At 58.3% G+C, this 16,673-nt stretch carries 15 protein-coding genes and 2 pseudogenes; 10 read left to right on the top strand and 7 right to left on the bottom strand.

Features of this window, described 5'->3' with window-relative positions:
• The first annotated feature begins 144 nt into the window (after nucleotides 1–144).
• Nucleotides 145–282 (top strand): hypothetical protein, encoded by a 138-nt coding sequence (locus tag E0E29_RS17980; RefSeq protein WP_165449775.1) that lies wholly within the window; start codon nucleotides 145–147, stop codon nucleotides 280–282.
• 376 nt (nucleotides 283–658) lie between these two features.
• Here E0E29_RS17980 and E0E29_RS03465 read toward each other — a convergent pair whose 3' ends face one another.
• From E0E29_RS03465 to E0E29_RS03455, 3 genes are read right to left on the bottom strand one after another with little or no spacing between them, the layout of a single operon-like run.
• A complete protein-coding gene (locus E0E29_RS03465) occupies nucleotides 659–1,189 on the bottom strand; it encodes an anthrax toxin lethal factor-related metalloendopeptidase (RefSeq protein ID WP_130848648.1) in 531 nt (176 codons plus the stop codon).
• Nucleotides 1,128–2,399, bottom strand: a complete 1,272-nt coding sequence (locus E0E29_RS03460) for a PrgI family protein (RefSeq protein WP_130848647.1) — start codon at nucleotides 2,397–2,399, stop codon at nucleotides 1,128–1,130. Before E0E29_RS03460 ends, E0E29_RS03465 begins: the two co-directional genes overlap by 62 nt.
• A 12-nt stretch (nucleotides 2,400–2,411) precedes the next feature.
• Nucleotides 2,412–3,509 carry a hypothetical protein gene (locus E0E29_RS03455; RefSeq protein WP_130848646.1) on the bottom strand — a complete coding sequence of 366 codons (1,098 nt, stop codon included), beginning with the start codon at nucleotides 3,507–3,509 and terminating at the stop codon, nucleotides 2,412–2,414.
• A gap of 285 nt (nucleotides 3,510–3,794) precedes the next feature.
• On the opposite strand from E0E29_RS03455, the gene E0E29_RS17975 reads away from it, so the two are divergent.
• The 4 genes and pseudogenes from E0E29_RS17975 to E0E29_RS03430 all read left to right on the top strand — a co-directional run.
• On the top strand, nucleotides 3,795–4,610 hold the full coding sequence (locus E0E29_RS17975; RefSeq protein ID WP_165449747.1) for a hypothetical protein: 816 nt from the start codon (nucleotides 3,795–3,797) through the stop codon (nucleotides 4,608–4,610).
• Between the two features lie 537 nt (nucleotides 4,611–5,147).
• Nucleotides 5,148–5,300: pseudogene (locus E0E29_RS19185) on the top strand (ATP-binding cassette domain-containing protein); the annotation flags it as partial.
• 52 nt (nucleotides 5,301–5,352) lie between these two features.
• Entirely contained in the window at nucleotides 5,353–6,117 is a 765-nt protein-coding gene (locus E0E29_RS03435) for an IS5 family transposase (RefSeq protein ID WP_130848644.1), read from the top strand.
• 85 nt (nucleotides 6,118–6,202) lie between these two features.
• Nucleotides 6,203–6,850 (top strand): annotated as a pseudogene (locus tag E0E29_RS03430) (L-fucose/L-arabinose isomerase family protein); the annotation flags it as partial.
• A gap of 207 nt (nucleotides 6,851–7,057) precedes the next feature.
• Here E0E29_RS03430 and E0E29_RS03425 read toward each other — a convergent pair.
• The 4 genes from E0E29_RS03425 to E0E29_RS03410 form a co-directional block, all read right to left on the bottom strand.
• A complete protein-coding gene (locus tag E0E29_RS03425) occupies nucleotides 7,058–7,324 on the bottom strand; it encodes a hypothetical protein (RefSeq protein WP_130848643.1) in 267 nt (88 codons plus the stop codon).
• A gap of 107 nt (nucleotides 7,325–7,431) precedes the next feature.
• Nucleotides 7,432–8,352, bottom strand: coding sequence for a pseudouridine-5'-phosphate glycosidase (locus E0E29_RS03420; RefSeq protein WP_130848642.1), 921 nt, complete (start codon nucleotides 8,350–8,352; stop codon nucleotides 7,432–7,434).
• Nucleotides 8,353–8,398: 46 nt separating this feature from the next.
• Nucleotides 8,399–9,481, bottom strand: a complete 1,083-nt coding sequence (locus tag E0E29_RS03415; RefSeq protein ID WP_130848641.1) for a PfkB family carbohydrate kinase — start codon at nucleotides 9,479–9,481, stop codon at nucleotides 8,399–8,401.
• A 223-nt stretch (nucleotides 9,482–9,704) separates the two neighbouring features.
• Entirely contained in the window at nucleotides 9,705–10,760 is a 1,056-nt protein-coding gene (locus tag E0E29_RS03410) for an IS30 family transposase (protein WP_130848640.1), read from the bottom strand.
• Nucleotides 10,761–11,062: 302 nt separating this feature from the next.
• Here E0E29_RS03410 and tnpA point away from each other — a divergent pair, with 302 nt between their 5' ends.
• The 5 genes from tnpA to E0E29_RS03390 all read left to right on the top strand — a co-directional run bounded on the left by tnpA (nucleotide 11,063) and on the right by E0E29_RS03390 (nucleotide 16,658).
• A complete protein-coding gene (gene tnpA / locus E0E29_RS19180) occupies nucleotides 11,063–11,215 on the top strand; it encodes an IS66 family insertion sequence element accessory protein TnpA (protein WP_423202428.1) in 153 nt (50 codons plus the stop codon).
• Between the two features lie 246 nt (nucleotides 11,216–11,461).
• Nucleotides 11,462–12,343, top strand: coding sequence for a MaoC/PaaZ C-terminal domain-containing protein (locus E0E29_RS03405; protein WP_130848639.1), 882 nt, complete (start codon nucleotides 11,462–11,464; stop codon nucleotides 12,341–12,343).
• Between the two features lie 278 nt (nucleotides 12,344–12,621).
• A complete protein-coding gene (locus tag E0E29_RS03400) occupies nucleotides 12,622–13,401 on the top strand; it encodes an enoyl-CoA hydratase-related protein (protein WP_130848638.1) in 780 nt (259 codons plus the stop codon).
• 245 nt (nucleotides 13,402–13,646) lie between these two features.
• On the top strand, nucleotides 13,647–15,203 hold the full coding sequence (locus E0E29_RS03395; protein ID WP_130848637.1) for an acyl CoA:acetate/3-ketoacid CoA transferase: 1,557 nt from the start codon (nucleotides 13,647–13,649) through the stop codon (nucleotides 15,201–15,203).
• Between the two features lie 108 nt (nucleotides 15,204–15,311).
• The gene (locus tag E0E29_RS03390; protein ID WP_130848636.1) at nucleotides 15,312–16,658 is read left to right on the top strand and encodes a GntP family permease; all 1,347 of its coding nucleotides are present in this window, start codon (nucleotides 15,312–15,314) and stop codon (nucleotides 16,656–16,658) included.
• The last annotated feature ends 15 nt before the right edge of the window (nucleotides 16,659–16,673 follow it).

Here is a 16,673-nt window from a genome sequence, read left to right as displayed (position 1 = left end):
GGAGGGAGAAGAATATTGTTTTAAACGCAGGAAGAATCCGCTGTTTTAGGCGGCTTTCTCAGCAGTTACTTGAATCGTGACTCTGCATCAGACCATGTCCGAGATGCGTTCGCACGGTTTCAAGTCGGATTGGAACGGGGCTGTTTGCAAAAATCGGAGCTGCAATGGGCCGAACAAATGCTGCTCGCCCTAAAGCCGCTCTGGTGGGAAGAGCGGGAAGATTACCGTGCCTTGATGAGTGCGCTGCTCAAGACACAGGCACTTCTGCGCTCCGATGAATGAGGTTTCCCGCAGACATGAAAAAAAGCCCCTGCTGCACGCAGGAGCCAGCATATAAGAATGGCCCTTGACTGCTTTCGTGTTCCGCAGTCAAGGGTCATTCTATGTAAGTCTTGGGCTCTACCATCACTGGTTACCTCCGATTTCTACAGATTTGAGGATTACTGGTACATCGGACTCACCTTTCTTTCTGTGTTTATAAAATAGCAGATTTTCTATTGGTTTGCAATCCGCAAATTGTACGAAATAGCCATAATCCAAACTGTGCATCTCTCTGATTTTAGACGGATTGCTGTTAATTTGATTGACGATGCAGGACATGGTACAGTATAATAACAGTGTTGTGGGGTTTCAAACACCCCTAGCCAAGCAGGAAGGCCTATGCAGCCGGCTGCCAATTTTGACTTTCCAATGTCAAAAGATATGCGTATGTTTTTGGTGCGGCGCTGCAAAGCGCCGCCATTTTTTTGCTGTTATCACGGTAAGTGAGCCAGTACACGAAGCAGTCCGCAAAATACTCCCGCTCGTTGGTAAGCGCATATGGACGGAGCATGGCTGCTGCGGTTCCGGACTCCTCCTGATAAAAGCCTTCCGTCTGAGACGGGAAGCCCATCAGCTCATCGAGAAAGTGACCAAACTCGTGGACGGTGGCCCCCGCCGAGGATACAGTGATTTGGCGGCTTCCGTAATTGGTTGCCCCAATACAGCTCATATTTTGCTCTTCACTCAGCCTTGCGAGGTATTCATAGTCAATGGTGTACTGCCAACCTCTTTCCGCAAATGCCTGCCGGATCGGTTCTGGGATCTTTTGGAGTTCCAGCAGATAGCTGTTCAGATGGACGCCCTCTTTATTGTTCAGAGGGATCGTCTCCAGAATGGGCGGCGGCGCAACGGTAAATTCCCCGGTCAAAAGAGCATAGAGAAGATCCGCAGCCTCGCCCCGTGTGATGATGTCCGTCCCTGCACAGGTGTCTTCGCATAAGGTCGATGCTGTCTGGGGCATAGAACTCGTTGACGGGAATTGCGTTGATGTCCCGTCCGGAGGCCATGTAGTCCGCCAAAACGGACTTCACCCGCTGGTAGAATGGCTCACTGCTGGCCCTGCGGCAGAGAATATTATAAAGAATCTCCGCCGTGGCGTCGTCCTCGTTCTCAGGGGAAATGACCTCGTTGCCGCACTGCCGCAGATAATTTGCCGCCGTGCGTGCGGCTGTTTGCAGGGAAGCGATTGCATCCTCTTCCTCATGGCCGCGTTTGGTTCCGGGCAGCGGCTCATACTCGAAAATGAGGAAAAAGCGCCTTGTGATTGCCTCACGGGAGCCAAGCTGCAGAATGAGCTTCAGGTAGTCTTCCTGCAGGACACGGCAGCGCGGATCCTGCTCATGCTCCAGCTCCCTGCGGACGGTATCCAGATGCCGGTTAATGTCCGCACGCCTTGTCAATGCCTTGAATTGCACCTTGACCGGGGCAATTTTCAGATAGGAAATAAAGGAGTAAATGATGCTGCGCTGCTCTCTCGCGCTGCGCAGCAGGAAGTTGACGGGAACCACCTCTACAACCTTGACATAGCGGTGATCTCTTGTATAAATGACGCCGTGCTCAATCTTCTCGATAGGGATATAGTCCGCCAGGGCATTGAGCGGCTTAACGGCTTCTTCCTCCTGCAAGAAGGTCTTGAACTGCGTCACACTGCGCTGCTTCAGATCAACAGAAAACCGGCTGCGGCTTTTGGGGAGCGGAGGATCTTCTGCTTCGCAGTCGCTTTTCCGCTGCTGCGCCCAGCTGGGCAGCAGCGTTTTTCCGTTTTTGCCGCCCTGCGTCCCATCGCGTGAAAGGATTCTGCGGTTGTGCAGAAAGCAAAAGAACAGGCGGATAAAAGCGGACAGGCTCATGCCGGATACGCCAATCAAAGCGAGAAGCACCAGCGGAAGAGCTGTCAGGCATAAAATCACGACGCGGACGGTGAGGGAAAACGGAAGGTGCAAAACCGGCACACCAACCGCGAGGCCAAGGATGACCGCCTCAATCGTATTGTGGGTTTTCAAAAGCCCGCCGAAGAGTGTGCCGCCCTCCATAAAGTTGGGGGGAATCACATAAACCTCAAATTCTTCCGGTTTCATAGACAGCCTCCCTTACATCCGGTCTTTCCGCTTCGGCGGATCGGGCATCTTCTTGACGATCTCCTTATGATAGTCGATTTCACCGTCCGGTGTGGTAAATGGCTTCTTGATTACAGTATCAACAGCATACTGCTTGTACCATTGGGCGCCATCGGCAGAGAAGACCTTCTGGTGTTCACCGTCCGGCGCGGCATATTGCCCGGTATGGTACATTCCAAAGGAAATGCCCTCCGGATGCTCCGGAGAATACTCTGTGCCGGTGATACGCCCGCCGCCGATCTCAATGTTGGAATAGGATATTTGCGGTGTGGTGTCTCCCTGAGCGGTAATGCCCATGTAGGAGGATAACGCCTGTGACGCAAACTCTCCGGTGATGGAGCCGGTGGAGTGCAGGTCTCCGGCTGCGACCATACCGATCACATCGTTGGCAAAACGTCCGCCCTCCAGCATGGAATTGGTAAAAATACGCCCGCCGAGACCAACGGAATGCTGCGACTCCCTGCGGAGTGAGGAAACCGAGGCGGTTCGGGTGCTGGAAGCGACTTGCTGATGGGTCACGCCCATCTGCGACTTTTGAGAAGCGCTTTCGCTGCGCGTCTGCTTTGCCTGGTGAACAACGCTTGATGCCTGCTGCTCGGCATTTACAGTACGCTCCGTGGCCTGATGCGCGGCGGACATGGTGGAGGAAGACGCTTTCTGTGTCGTTTGCGTCGCAGTTCTTACGGCATCATTGGTGATTTTCCGACTGACAACGCCGGCCAGACCACCTTGCAGAAAGCCGGAAGATCCGGATGCGGTGGCGCCTGCGCGGCTGGAGGCTCTGTCGGCAAAGTTCCCGACAACTTTTCCAGCCATACCGGCAGCGAGGGAGACACCCTTGAATGCGACCATCGCCTCACCCAGCATGGAACCGCCGGTATGCCCCACGTTGACGCCGATGCTTGCCATGAAGCTGTCGATTTTCTGCGAGACCTTGAGAAAACCAACCGCGCAGAGAAACCAGACCAGGACATTTCCTGTCACGGCCTCGCGGCTGGAACTGCTGACTGCGGCTTCGACATCGATTTCCTCCAGAGCAAACGCAGGTACCGTCAGGGCGAGCGCAAGCAAAAGAACGGTACTCAGCAGCGGAATGATTCTATGATATTTCTTCGTGGTAATGACCTCCTACATGGAAAGCGGATTTGAGATGAATGTGCCGACCATGGTGATAAACAGCCGAAGGCACCATGCGTTCATCAGCAGCAGAAATATCTGACCGCCGAACATCCGGCACCAGCTCTTAAAAATATTTGCGGTGGATTGTGACGCGCCCATGGCAAAGGCCACAGGCGCAGTGTAAATTAGAACGCCCAGCAGTACATACCGTTCTGCCGCTTCAAACAGCAGCTTACCATGATGGCGCAGGATGTGCCCGGCGGCCGCTATATCCAGGCCGCCCAGGACGAGGCACTCAACGAGGCTTTGGACAGCGCCGGCTTTGGCATTCAGCTTGCCGACCTGGTGGAAGCCAGTGGTGGCAGCGGTTATGGCTCGGAAATCCCACTGGTGCAGGTAGAGGCCGCTGTGGGCAGCGCCAAGCAGCCTGTTCCGGTGAAGCGGGAGGAAACTTCTGCCCCTGCTGCTGTGCCGGAAGTTCCACCCCAGACTGCCCCAACGCCTGCGGAGCCTGTCTCCGCACCGCCCACCGTAGAGCTCCCTATTCAGGAGCAAAGTGAGCCGCCTGCGGAGGCCGTAACAGCTCCGCCCACTGCGGAAACGCCCGTGGAGGCGGTCACCGATGTCCCGGAAGAAACTCCTGCCGGGGAGATTCCCGCCACGGCGGAAACCCCGAAGAACGAGACTGCCGATGTTCTCCATCTGCTGGGTGGTATCCCCCAGACTGTTGCCCCAGAGGTGCAGGCCGAGTCCCATGCCGTTCCCCCCTCAGAGGTTCCCCAGCCGGAGCAAACTGCGGAGGAGCCCGTCGCTCCCGTCACCTACACCGAGGATATGTCCGTGGAGGAGATCCGGGAGCGCATCACGGTGGAGCAGGCGATGGCCGTGACAGTGGACTTTGGCACCTGTAAGGGCTGGACGCTGGGCCAGGTGTTGGATCGCCGCCCCTCCAGCCTGCGGTTCTATGTGTTTGCCGCCAAAGAGGCCGGTAATGTCCTGAAGGCCGCAGCCTCCCTGTTGCTGGATGGTATGACCCAGAACAAAGCCGGATAACGCCGAGCCCCATCGCACGGTGGGGCCATGATGAAAAGGAGCCTGCCCGATGGATCACAATGCATCGGATTTTCCCTTTACCATCATGGATGTGGCCGCCCTCCTCCGCCTGAATATCCGGCGGAGGGGTGCGGGCTATATCTATGCGGACTGCCCTCTCTGTGGCAGCCGGCGGGGAAAGCTGTGTATCAACCTCACAAAGAATGTATGGTGTAGCAACTGCTGCGGTGAAAGCGGCGGTATGCTCAATCTGTATGCCAGAGTGTACCATATCAACAATTCGGAGGCCTATCGGGAGATCTGCGATGAATTGCAGACTGGAAACTTTGCCCCGGAATACTCGGTCAGTGAAAATCCTTTTGTGGAAGAAAGCACTCCACAGTCGGAGCGGGCGCCTGCTCAGGTACTTCACCAGACCTATTCTGTGCTGCTGTCCATGCTGTCACTGTCCCCGGAACACCGGAAGCACCTGAAGGAAGTCCGGGGGCTGACCGATGAACAGATCGACACCTTTGGCTTGTGGGCTTGGGCAGTGATTTACGCAAACGCTACCCACACCAGCTTTCCGGCGGACAGTAGCAACGAGTGGGGATCGCCAGAGCCCTTGCCGCTTCTCCGAATATTCTTTTGATGTGTAAGCCCTTCAGTGCGGTGGATGAAATTACCAGGACTTCCTCGCAGGATGAGATTAGGCCTTGTTTGAAAAATAAAAGTTGCACAAGAAACCAAGTTATGCGAAGCTATGAGCATGAAACGATATGAATTAACAAAAGAACAATGGGAACGAATCAAGCCGCTGCTGCCACCGGAAGAAACGGGAAAGCGGGGTCGTCCCCGGAAGGATAACGGGATCATGCTCAACGGAATGCTCTGGATCGTCCGGAGCGGTGCGCAGTGGCGTGAGCTGCCGGCGACCTATGGTCCTTGGCAGTCTATATACGCAAGATTCGCCAAATGGCGGAATGAGGGCACTCTGGAAGCGGTATTCCACACACTGTCTGCGGACGCGGATATGGAGAACCTGAGCATGGACTCCACTTGCGTAAAGGTGCATGAAAGCGCAAATGGCGGGGAAAAAACGGCGGATAAGGCGGTTGGCCGTACCAAAGGCGGGTGGAACACAAAGCTCCACGCTGTCGTAGACGGTCTGGGAAACCCGGTGGAGTTCCTTCTCTCCGCTGGAAATGACCACGATTCGGTTCACGCTGTTGAACTGCTGAAAAAGGTCAGAATCGGCGGGAGTGCCGTGCTGGCAGACCGGGCCTATGGTGCCCGGACGATTCGGGAATATATCTCAGCGCACGGGGCCAGCTATGTGATCCCGCCGCAAAGCAACGTTTCCGATCCCTGGCCGGTTGACTGGCATCTGTATAAAGAACGCCATCTGGTGGAGTGTTTTTTCCAGAAAATCAAGTGGTTTCGCAGAATCGCCACCAGATATGACAAGTCGGATGCTTCCTTCCTAGCCTTTGTGTATCTTGCCTCCATCGCTATTTTGTTGCTTTAGCACAATCTCCGCCTTTTTTCAAACAAGCCCTAGGCCTTGTTTGAAAAATAAAAGTTGCACAATAAACCAAGCTATGCGAAGCTAATACGTGAACTCCCGCCTGGCCGCCCGTGGCATCCCCGTGGCCTGCGAGGTGGACATCTACGGCGCCCTGAGCGAGTACATCGGCGCCTGCGTCACCGGCGACGCCGTCACCCTGCTGGACATCAACAACTCCGTCCCCCAGTACATCTACGACGAGGACATCGCCGGCAGGTTCGACTACGGCATCAAGGACACCTTCATGGGCTTCCACTGCGGCAACACCCCCAGCTGCAAGCTGTGCGGCGGCTGCGCCGTGAAGTACCAGCTCATCCAGAACCGCCTGCTGGAGAACGGCGGCGAGCCCGACTTCACCCGCGGCACCCTGGAGGGCGACATCGCCCCCGGCGAGATCACCTTCTACCGTCTCCAGTGCGACAGCCAGGGCAGCCTGCGCTCCTACATCGCCCAAGGCGAGGTCCTCCCCGTGGCCACCCGGTCCTTCGGCGGCATCGGCGTCTTCGCCATCCCCGAGATGGGCCGCTTCTACCGCCATGTGCTCATCCAGAAGGGCTACCCCCACCACGGCGCTGTGGCCTTCGCCCACTGCGGCAAGGCCCTCTTCGAAGTCTTCAAATATTTCGGCATCGCCGACATTGCCTACAACCAGCCCAAGAGCCTGCCCTACCCCACCGAGAACCCCTGGGGCTGACCCTCTATTCCAGGCCTTTCCCTTCCAACGGACCCACAGACACAAAAAGCGGCGGACCTCATCGAGGTCCGCCGCTTTTGATTCATACGGCGAGGGTCTTCCCCCCTCCCGTTCTTCTTTAAAAGGCTCCGGCCCAATGGCAGGACGCTTCGACGCCGCCATTTTTGACAGCTTTCATTCTTGCAGCTCCTTCCGCCGCGGCAGGCATCACTTCTGCCCTTCCCGCTCCTCTTTCCGCTTCTCCAGCCACTTGTCCAGGAGGGTGCCGATGGCGATGCCCATAATGGCGCCGAAGATGAGCCCCAGGACCACATCCTGGACCCGTAACCCCACCAGCAGGCCGATGATCGCCCCGGGGATGACAAAAATCCAGGTGAAAAAGGGCTTTTTGGCCATCTGGGACTCGTCCTTGAATTTTCCATAGTAGGGGTTATACGCCTCTCGGGGCGCTCCCAGCTTTTTCTTTTTACCCACGATTCTCCGCCCTCTCCTTTTTCATGGCACCATCATACCACAGGCCGCTCCAAAAGTCCAATCCCCCGCCCGGCTGCGCCGGACGGGGGATCGGTTTTCTCAAAGGCTTACAGCTTGCACAGCTCCGCGGCGGTCTGGGCGGCCAGACGGGCGTTGTTGAAGACCAGCTGGATGTTGGAATCCAGGCTGTCGCCGCCGGTCAGCTCCTTCACCTTGGCCAGCAGGAAGGGAGTGCTCTCCTTGCCGTGGATGCCCTGGGCGTTGGCCTCGGCAATGGCCTCGTCGATGGCCTTGTTGATGACGGCGGGGTCCATGGAGAACTCCTCGGGAATGGGGTTGGTCACCAGCATGCCGCCCTTGAGGCCGATGTCCTGGCTGGCCTTGAAGGCAGCGGCCAGCTCGGCGGGGCTGTCCAGCTCATAGTCCACGGCAAAGCCGCTCTTGCGGGTGTAGAAGGCGGGCAGCTCCTTGGTGCCGTAGCCGATGACGGGCACGCCGTGGGTCTCCAGGTACTCCAGGGTGAGCCCCAGGTCCAGGATGGACTTGGCGCCGGCGCACACCACCATGACGGGGGTCTGAGCCAGCTCCTCCAGGTCGGCGGAGATGTCCATGGTGGTCTCGGCGCCCCGGTGGACGCCGCCGATGCCGCCCGTGGCGAAGATCTTGATGCCCGCCATGTAGGCGATCATCATGGTGGTGGTGACGGTGGTGGCGCCGTCGGCACCCTTGGACACCAGCACCGCCAGGTCGCGGCGGCTGGCCTTGGTGACCTCGTGGCCCTTCTTGCCCAGGTACTCGATCTCCTCGGGGGTGAGGCCGGCCTTCAGGCGACCGCCCAGGATGGCGATGGTGGCGGGCACGGCGCCGTTTTCACGGATGATGGACTCCACCTTCAGAGCGGTCTCCACGTTCTGGGGATAGGGCATGCCGTGGGAGATGATGGTGGACTCCAGGGCCACCACGGGCTTGCCGGCGGCGACGGCCTCGGCCACCTCAGGGGATACATCCAGATACTTGTTGAGAGACATGATCGTTACCTCCAAAAATCTATATCAATGTTTGTCGTACACTTGCTCAGAGTCCCGCCCGCTTCCGCAGTGCGTCGGCGTTCAGGTCGGGATTGATGGTCTCGGCACCCTCCATGGAGATGGCGGAGGCGGCCTCACCGGCCAGAGCGGCCTCCCGGAGCCCCAGGCCCTCCAGCCAGCCCCAGGCCAGAGCGGCCATGAAGGCGTCCCCGCAGCCAGTGGTGTTCACCATCCGGGCGGGGAGGCAGGGCACCTTCTCCCGTCCACCCAGGTGGTCGGCGGCGTAGACGCCGTCCGCCCCCAGGCTGATGAACACCCGGTGGAGGCCCGTCTCCAGCAGGGCGTCGGCGCAGCGGGCCAGGCTCTCATCGTCGGTGATGGCCACCCCGGAGAGGAGCTCAGCCTCGATGCGGTTGGGCTTGAGGGTGTGGAGCTTGCCCAGTATCGGCTTTACCTTGACGGCCTTGGCGGTGGACACCGGGTCCACAAAGACCGGCGCCTTGCAGTTCTCCGCCAGCCACGCCAGACTCTCCGCCGGGATGTTGGTGTCGGCCACCACCAGCCGGGCGTTGTTCAGCAGGGCCTCCTTGGTGGCCAGATACCGGGGGGTCAGATGCTCATAGATGGCCATGTCGGACACCGCCAGGGCCATGTCTCCCTTCTCGTCGTTGAGGAAGAGGTAGGTGGAGGTGGTGCCGCCCGGGACCTGGAGGGAGGGAGCCAGGTCGATCCCCAGCTCGATGCAGGAGGTGGTGATCTTCTGGGCGTTCATGTCGTCCCCCAGGGCGGTGAGGAGCCGCACATCCAGGTCCAGCAGGGCCATGTTGTGGGCGATGTTCCGGCCCACGCCCCCCAGGCTCATGGTCACCCTGCCCGGGTTGGAGTCCTGCCCCACCAGAGGGGCGAAGGGGGTGCCGCCGATGTCCATGTTCACGCCGCCCACCACCACGGCATAGGCCTGGTCCCGGACGATGTACCCCTTGCCGCCGATGTAGCCCTTCTTCATCAGGTTGGAGATGTGGACCGCCACCGACGACCGGGTGATCCCCGCCCTGTCCGCCAGCTCCTGCTGGGAGATCATGGGGTTTTCCCGGATCCACTGGAGGATCTGTGCTTCCCGCTGGGTCATAGCCTTCACTCCTAAACTTTTCTTTAGTTTTTCGTCATGTGCTTATGATACTTCTTTTTGTGGAAAAGTCAAGGGGGGCGGGAACGATTTTTTCCGTCATGCGTCTAAAAACATAACAAAAAAGTCTCGCAAATTGCAATAACAAGTTGGACACGCCGTGGTAGACAGCCTCGGTCTCGGATGGAGCCGCAGGCTCTGTCCGGGACCGAGGGTGCCGCAGCCGTCAGGCTGCGTATACAGCGTCCAGGAACGATTCAAACAACTCCTCCGAGGTGCGGTAGCCGAGCTTTCTGCGGGGCCGTCCGTTCAGCTCGTCAGCAGCGGCGAGGATATCCTCGTCGGTGAATTGCTCAATGGACTTGCCCTTGGGGAGGAAGGCCCGAAACAGGCCGTTGTGGCGCTCGTTCTGGGGCCGCTCCCATGAGGTGTACGGGTGAGCAAAGTAGACCTTGGTGCCCCATTTTTCTATCTGAGCGAAGTCAGCGAATTCGCTGCCGTTGTCCACAGTAATCGTCTTAAAGACCTGGTCGAAATGCTCGCCGTACTCGGCATGGAGGGCGGTCATGGCTGCCATCACCGCCTCGCTGGTTTTGCCGGGGATACGGAACGCAAGGTAGTTCTGGGTCTTCTTCTCCAGCAGAGAGAAGACTACGGACTCCTTTCCAGACCTCCTTCCAACCACGGTATCGCCCTCCCAGTGGCCTTCTTCCATGCGGAGAGAAGCAATCTCCGGACGGTCTGAAATGCTTGCGCCGTAACGCTTTTTGTTCTCCCGAACCCGGTGCTTCTTCGTCTTTCGCTTCAATGCTTCAGGCAATTCCGTGGGATGGATGGGCAGACATCCTCTCCACACCATATTGTAGAGTGTGCGGGAGCAAACCATCTTAGACGGCTCAAACAGGTGGTGCAGCTTGGCGTAGCCGCAGCAGGCATCCAGCGACCACTTGTGTTCCTGTACCTGCCGGATCACCCACTTGGAGAAGTCCTGGCAACCGTCCGATTTCGGGTTCCTGTGGCAGGTTGCTCTGTTTGCCTTGTACACCGCCTCTCCCAATTTCGGGGAGTAGCCGGGGGCTTTCCCCTTGGTGCTCTTACGAACCGGTGTACCACGCCGCAGCTCGTTTGTAATGGTGGATGGAGCGCAGCCCACCTCTCTGGCAATGGCCCGTATGCCAAGGCCTTGCTGTTTGAGGGCCTTAATGGCACCCCGTTCTACCATACCGAGATGCTGTCCCTTCTTGCGTTCTGCTGCTACTGTGATATAATCTTGGTAGTCCATAGTGATTGCCTCCCATAGTGAATTTGGTGTAGCAACTTCATTCTACCACGGGAAAAAATCACTATGGACTTTTCTCTTCAAGTGCCCAACTTGATTTTACAATCAACCAACAAAAAAGTCTGCAAATAAAAAGTCAATAGGGAAATAAAGAAAAATTGAGGAGAGAAAAAGTAAGCGTAAAAACAGTCGGCGGCTTGTCAGGGTAAAATGCCTCTGCCAAACTATAAGAGTCTGAGGAAGTGCATGGTAGTACCAAGTAGTACCAGAGAGTGTCCCAGACTCCAAGATAGTGAGGTGCAGACATGGAGAAGGCAGCAAGTTTACAGAGAGCCAATCAACAACAGCGGTTGGTGGAATGGAGCCGGCGTGTGGAGGCCTGCCGGAGCAGTGGGCTGTCGGTAGGCCAATGGTGCCAGGAGAATGGAATCGCAGTAACACCTCAACAGTACCGCTGACTGATGGAGGGGCTGAAGACAGAGCAGCCGAAGGCAAACAAAGCAGTGAGCGGTCTGAGCGCAATATAATACCGGAAAGCATTGAAAACACTGGTTTTTTGTCCCGTTTTGTGGTATCATTTTCTTATGGGAAATGAGAAGAAGACTGCCGCAAGCACCCCGGAAATGGTGACCATCTCACGGGNAGTTATCGCCAGAGAGCTGCTCAAATAACATTTGGGAGACAGAAAGGAAAGGGTGCGTATTATGGAAAAGATCGACCTCAATCAGCTCATCGGTATGAAGATGGAGCCCCGCTACGTGGAGTATAACTGGCGGGATGTGGCCCTCTATAACCTGGCTGTGGGCGCCCACAAGGAGGATCTGGCCTATTACTACGAGAAGTACCTCAAGGCCATCCCCACCTATGGCGCAGTCCCCTACTGGGCCACCGTCAACGTCCGCCCCTATCAGTGGATGCCGCTGCCCGCCTCCATGCTGGCAGACGAGCTCATCAAGCCCACCATCGCATTCCTGAACATGGACCACGAGATCATCTGGCACCGGCCCATCGACGCCATCAAGGGCACCTTCCAGTGGCAGGACCAGATCGTGGACGTGTACGACCGCGGCGAGGGCAAGGGCGCCGTGGTCAAGACCAAGATCGACGTTCGGGATGAGGCCGGCAACCTGGTCTGTACCAACTACTCCACCACCTTCTTCCACGAAGCGGGCGGCTTCGGCGGCAAGCCCATGCCCAAGAGCCCCGTGGTCGTCCCTGAGCGGGAGCCCGATTTCGTCGTGGACGACTATGTGACTCCGGTGCAGAACCTCCTTTACCGCCTCACCGGCGACACCAACCTCATCCATGTGGACCCGGAGTACGCCAAGAACATGAAGTTCGACCAGCCCATCGTCCAGGGTCTGTGCTCCTTCGGCTTCGCCTGCCGCATGATCATCGACAAGCTGATCCCCGGCCAGCCGGAGCGCGCCAAACGCATGGCCGCCCAGATGAGCAGCCCCCTCCTCCCCGACACGCCGGTCCAGACCCAGATTTGGAAAATTGACGAAGGTACCGCCTACTTCCGTTTCATTGACAAGAACACCGGCAAGGCCGTCCTCAACCGCGGCGTTTTCGAGTGGGCTTAATCCAAATTTTGTCGAAAAAATTGGTGTTCCTTTTCCATTCCCATTTTACGTTAAATAGTATTGTAAACGAATTATTTTTTCACAAAAATAATTGAATTGGAAAGAAATATTGGATAAAATCAAATCAGCTCCAAAAAATATTTACGTGCAATAGTGCCAAAACATTATTGACTTTGGCCAAAAGATGCTATATCCTGAAGGCGGAAACTGGTTTTGGAGTCATCCAACACCATCAAAAGGCAGTATCCGAAGGTCAAATTTGTGGGAGGTAATTTGTTATGAACAACCTGCTTCTGGAAGTGGAAAACGGGATCGCCCTGCTGACCATCAACCGTCCCAAGGCCCTCAACGCTCTGAACAGCGAGACTCTGGCCGAGCTGAACACCTGCCTGGCCGAGCTGGAGAATAACGACGACGTCAAGGTGGTCATTCTCACCGGTTCCGGCGAGAAGTCCTTCGTGGCCGGCGCCGACATCTCTGAGATGGTCAACGCCACTCCCGCCGAGGGCCGCAAGATGGGCCTGCTGGCTCGTGAGGCTTTTGGTCGTCTGGAGAACATGCCTCAGGTCACCATCGCCGCTGTGAACGGCTTCGCTCTGGGCGGCGGCTGCGAGATCTCCATGGCCTGCGACATCCGCGTGGCCTCTGAGAACGCCAAGTTTGCTCAGCCCGAGTGCGGCCTGGGCATCCTGCCCGGCTTCGGCGGCACCCAGCGTCTGCCCCGTCTGGTTGGCAAGGGCCGCGCCAAGGAGCTCATCTTCACCTGCGACATGATCAGCGCCGACGAGGCCTTCCGTATGGGTCTGGCCAACCACGTGGTGCCCCAGGCCGAGCTCATCGACTACTGCAAGGCTATGGCTGGCCGCATCATGAAGAACGGCCCCTACGCCGTTGCTCTGGCCAAGCAGGCCATCAACACCGGTTCCGACACCGATCTGGACAGCGGCCTGAAGCTGGAGGCCAACCTGTTCGGCCTGAGCTTCTCCACCGCCGACAAGATGGAAGGCATGACCGCTTTCCTGGAGAAGCGTAAGGAGAAGCACTTCACCGGTAAGTAAGCTGCTACATCCGGCGTACAGGTCCTGCGCAAGCGTCAGGACGCTGGTACAAGAATCCCTGTGACCGTGCCCGGCCCGGAGCCTCCCGCCGAGAGGATACATCCGGGACCGGCCCTCCCCTTTGGGGGATGGCGGCCCGGTGTTCCTCAACCAGGAGCTCCGGGCCGGGCTTTTTCACCGTACAGACGCGGCGGGAAGTTGTTGGTTTCGCCGTCGTCTACACTATGGGAAGGGAAGGATCACTCATGTCCAAGAAACCTATCATCTCCGCTGCAGAGGCTGCCGCGTTTGTCAAGGATGGTGACGTCATCACCACCAGCGGCTTTGTGGCCAGCGCCATGCCGGAGGCCCTGAACCGTGCTCTGGAGGCCCGCTTCCTGGAGACCGGTTCCCCCAAGAACCTGACCCTCTTCTATGCCGCCGCCCAGGGCAACCGTGACGGCAGCGGCGCCGACCATTTCGCCCACGAGGGTATGCTCAAGCGTGTCATCGGCGGCCACTACAACATGGTCCCCGAGCTGGGCAAGCTCATCAACGCCAACAAGCTGGAGGCTTACAACCTGCCTCAGGGCACCCTGTCCCAGCTCTACCGTGATATCGCCGGCCACAAGCCCGGCCACATCACCCATGTTGGTCTGAACACCTTCGCCGATCCCCGGATCGAGGGCGGCAAGCTCAACTCCGTCACCACCGAGGACATCGTGGAAGTGGTGAACATTCTGGGCGAGGAGAAGCTCCTCTACAAGGCCCTGAAGTTTGACGTTGGCTTCATCCGCGGCTCCTACGCCGACGAGAACGGCAACGTGACCCTGGAGCACGAGTGCTGCACTCTGGAGGCCACCTCCATTGCTCAGGCCGTGAAGAACTCCGGCGGTAAGCTGGTGGTCCAGGTTGAGAAGGTTGTCCAGAACGGCAGCCTCGATCCCAAGCTGGTGAAGATCCCCGGCATCTACGTGGACGCTCTGGTCATCTGCGAGAACAAGGAAGACCACGCCCAGTGCCAGGGCTGCGAGTACGACGGCTCCATGACCGGCGACTTCCGTCTGCCTCTGGGCAGCCTGGAGTATCCTCCCATGAGCGCCAAGAAGATCATCGGCCGCCGTGCCGCTATGGAGCTGGAGCCCGACAAGGTGGTCAACCTGGGCATCGGCATCCCCGAGTACATCTCCATGGTGGCCAACGAGGAGGGCATCGGCGACTACATGACCCTCACCGTGGAGGCCGGCCCCGTGGGCGGCGTGCCTCAGGGCGGCCCCAAGTTCGGCGGCTCTGTCAACGTGGAGTCCATCCTGGACCAGCCCTATCAGTTCGACTTCTATGACGGCGGCGGCGTGGACCTGGCCTTCCTGGGTCTGGCTCAGGCCGACAAGGACGGCAACATCAACGTCTCCAAGTTTGGTCCCCGGATCGCTGGCTGCGGCGGCTTCGTGAATATCACCCAGAACGCCAAGAAGGTCTTCTTCTGCGGCACCTTCACCGCCGGCGGCATCAAGACCCACGTGGAGGACGGCAAGCTGGTCATCGACCAGGAGGGCCGCGAGCAGAAGATGATCGACACCGTGGAGCAGATCACCTTCTCCGGCGCCTACGCCAACAAGACCGGCCAGCCCGTCAAGTACATCACCGAGCGCGCTGTCTTCGAGCTGCGTCCCGACGGCGTCTACCTCACCGAGGTGGCCCCCGGCATCGACGTGCAGACTCAGGTCATCGACCTCATGGGCTTCACCCCCAAGATGGAAGAGGGCGGCCCCAAGCTCATGGACGAGCGTATCTTCCACGACGGCCTCATGGGCCTGAAGTAATTCCGGCATGAGGGGCTCCGGCCTCCGGAGCCCCCCTTCCCTTCGGGAACAGAGCGGTTCCCGAAACCGTTGCAATTATTGAGACTGAGATAGAAAGGGGACTTTCCTTTGAACTGGGGAATCCTGATCCTATTCATCGCCATCATCCTTTTCGGTGTGCTGGCTTTCCGCGGTATTTCCGCGCTGATCCTGGCTCCGCTGGTCACCTGCTTCGTCCTGATCTTCGCCCCCATCTTCGCGGGACAGAACATCGCCATCCTGGACGGTCTGAAGACGCAGTTCATGCCCGCTGCCGCCAACTACGTCTCCAGCTACTTCCTGGTGTTCTTTGTGGGCGCCATCTTCGGCGCCGTCTACCAGTTTACCGGCGCCGCGAAATCCATTGCCAAATGGCTGGCCGGTATGTGCCAGGGTAAATTCGTGGCTCCCATCATCATGTGCATCACCGGCCTGCTGACCTACGGCGGCATCTCCGGCTTCGTGGTCTTCTTCGTCATCTACCCCATCGCCCTTCAGATGTTCCGCTCTGCCAACCTGACCCGCCGCCTGATCCCCGCCGCCATCTCCGCCGGCTGCTGGACCTGGTCCATGTATGGACCCGGCTCCCCCTCCATTCAGAACGTCATTCCCATCGACATCCTGGGCACCACCCCCACCGCCGCTTTCGTGCCCTCTCTGATCGCCACCGTGGCCTCCCTCGTGATGATCTTCGCGTGGCTGGAGTACCGTGCCCGCTCCTTCTCCAAGCGGGGCTTCTACTTCCATGATGACCGCATGCGGACCCAGCTCTCCCCCGAGGAGCTGCAGGAGGACGATCCCAACGAGGTCCTGCCCAACCCCATCGTGGCCCTGATTCCCATCATTGTCATCCTGGTCCTCTTCAACGTGCCCATCTTCAACGGCGCTGGTCTCCCTGTTGAGACCTCCGTGTTCGCCGGCGTGGTCCTGGCTGTCATCCTCTTCTTCCCCCGCATCGAGGGCGGCATCAGTGGCTGGATCAAGGTCTTCAACAAGGGAGCTGCTGATTCCGGCGTGTCCATCCTGAACACCGCTATCGTCGTCGGCTTCGGCGGCGTGGTCCAGAACACCCAGGGCTTCACCGACCTGGTGGCCAGCCTCCAGAAGCTGGAGATGAACCCCCTGATCTTCGTCATGATCACCGTGGCCGTGTGCGCCGGTGCCTGCGGCTCCGCCTCCGGCGGTATGGGTGTGGCCTTCAACGCTCTGAAGGACGTCTACGCCGCTCTGGGCGCCAACTTCGAGTACGTCCACCGTATCGGCGCCATCGCCGCCGGCACCCTGGACACCCTGCCTCACCAGGGCGCTCAGATCACCCTGCTGGGTATCTGCAAGTGCACCCACAAGGAAGCCTACTTCGACATCGCCATCACCCAGATCGCCATCCCCTTCATCACCTGCTTCCTCTTCATCGCTCTGGCTTCCATGGGTCTGTAACAGCTTTTATGCCAA

This window comes from Intestinimonas timonensis (assembly GCF_900626145.1).
In the GTDB taxonomy this organism is placed as follows: domain Bacteria; phylum Bacillota; class Clostridia; order Oscillospirales; family Oscillospiraceae; genus Intestinimonas; species Intestinimonas aquisgranensis.
This window is presented reverse-complemented; position numbering and strand designations above follow the sequence as displayed.